The following is a 2190-nucleotide window of genomic DNA, read 5'->3' as shown; positions in this document are numbered from 1 at the left end:
ACAAGGACTGGAAAGCCAAGTTCGGCGACGCGGCCTGGGGCCACCTGGAAGCCGCCTCCGGCAAACTGGCCTGACGGGAGGATCTGATGCATCTCGAACTCGCCGAGACGCCGGCCGTGCCGGCGCTCACCGGGCGCCGCGCCTGGCTCAAGGGGCTCGACGACGCGCTCGGCCACATGGTCGAGATCCCGGCCGCCGTGCTGGTGGTGCTGGAGATCGTCGTCCTGTTCGCCGGCGTGGTCAGCCGCTACGTCTTCCACCAGCCCATCGTCTGGGCCGACGAACTCGCCTCGATCCTCTTCCTCTGGCTCGCCATGCTCGGCTCCGTCGTGGCCTACCGCCGCGCCGAGCACATGCGCATGACCGCGCTCGTCAGCCTCGCCTCCCCGCGCACCCGCGCCTTCCTCGACGCCATCACCCTGGTGGCCGGCCTCGTCTTCATCGGCTTCCTGCTCCACCCCGCCTACGAGTTCGCCGCCGAGGAGATCTTCGTCCAGACCCCGGCCCTCGAGATCACCAACGCCTGGCGCGCCGCCGCCCTCCCGGTCGGCTTCGTGCTGATGCTCGCCATCTCGGTGCTGCGCCTCGCCGAGAGCCCCGACTGGCGCGCCCCGCTCGGCGCCCTCGTGCTCGCCGGCCTCGTCGTCGCCGGCCTGCTGCTCGCCGAGCCGACCCTGCGCACCCTCGGCAACTGGAACCTCGTCATCTTCTTCGTCATCGGCGTCGGCGCCCTGGTCTTCTCCGGCGTGCCGATCGCCTTCGCGTTCGGGCTGGCCACCTTCGCCTACCTGATGCTCACCACGCGGGCTCCCGCCATGGTGGTGGTGGGGCGGATGGACGAGGGCATGAGCCACCTCATCCTGCTCGCCGTGCCGCTGTTCGTCTTCCTCGGCCTGCTGATCGAGATGACCGGCATGGCCCGCGCCATGGTGGGGTTCCTGGCCAGCCTGCTCGGCCACGTGCGCGGCGGCCTGCACTACGTGCTGGTGGGTGCCATGTACCTCGTCTCGGGCATCTCCGGCTCCAAGGCCGCCGACATGGCGGCGGTGGCCCCGGTGCTCTTCCCCGAGATGAAGGCGCGGGGCGCCAAGGAGGGCGACCTCGTGGCGCTGCTCGCCGCCACGGGCGCGCAGACCGAGACCATCCCGCCCTCGCTGGTGCTGATCACCATCGGCTCGGTGACGGGCGTGTCGATCACCGCGCTGTTCACCGGGGGCCTGCTGCCGGGGCTGGTGCTGGGCATCACGCTGTGCCTGCTGGTGTGGTGGCGCTACCGGGGCGAGGATCTCAGCCACGTGCGGCGCGCCACCTGGGGGGAGATCGGCCGCGCGCTGGTGATCGCGGTGCCGGCGCTGGCGCTGCCGTTCGTGATCCGGGCCGCGGTGGTGGAGGGGGTGGCGACCGCCACCGAGGTGTCGACGATCGGGATCCTGTACGCGATCCTGGCCGGGCTGCTGGTCTACCGGCAGTTCGACTGGCGGCGGCTCTACCCGATGCTGGTGGCCACGGCCTCGCTGTCGGGGGCGATCCTGCTGATCATCGGGGCGGCGACGGGCATGGCCTGGGCGCTGACGCAATCGGGCTTCTCGCAGAAGCTGGCGGTGCTGATGACCGGCCTGCCGGGCGGCCCGCTCGGGTTCCTGCTGGTCTCGGCGGTGGCGTTCATCATCCTGGGCTCGGTGCTGGAGGGGATCCCGGCGATCGTGCTGTTCGGCCCGCTGCTGTTCCCGATCGCCCGGCAGGTGGGCGTGCACGAGGTGCACTACGCGATGGTGGTGATCCTGGCGATGGGCGTGGGGCTGTTCGCGCCGCCGTTCGGGGTGGGGTACTACGCGGCCTGCGCGATCAGCCGGATCCATCCGGACGCGGGCATCCGCCCGATCGTCGGCTACATGCTGGCGCTGGTCGCGGGTCTCGTGGTCGTCATCCTGGTCCCCTGGATCTCGATCGGCTTCCTGGCGACGCCCTGAAGCCTCGCCGGCCGAAGCGGTGACCGCTTCGGCCACCCCGCGGGGCGCGGCGCAGCGTGTCCTGAGCGCGTCCGCGTCGCCCCCAGCCTGCCGCCTCGCGCCTCCCGCGGGAGAGCCGTCGCGGCGCGACAGCCAGTGCCCCTCGCCATCGTCACGATGCCAGCGGCGCCGCCCCGGCGGCACCGAACGGCCACGCCTTGCCCGAAGGACCCGCCATGTC

1 protein-coding gene is annotated in these 2190 nt (G+C 71.9%); it reads left to right on the top strand.

Features of this window, described 5'->3' with window-relative positions; translation table 11 throughout:
* Nucleotides 1-86: 86 nt before the first annotated feature.
* A complete protein-coding gene (locus ACKUB9_RS34210) occupies nt 87-1970 on the top strand; it encodes a TRAP transporter large permease (protein ID WP_410824389.1) in 1884 nt (627 codons plus the stop codon).
* The last annotated feature ends 220 nt before the right edge of the window (nt 1971-2190 follow it).

The organism is Methylobacterium oryzisoli, assembly GCF_046557895.1.
Classification (GTDB): domain Bacteria; phylum Pseudomonadota; class Alphaproteobacteria; order Rhizobiales; family Beijerinckiaceae; genus Methylobacterium; species Methylobacterium oryzisoli.
Note: the sequence above shows the minus strand (reverse complement) of the source record. Positions and strands in the feature narration are given on the sequence as shown.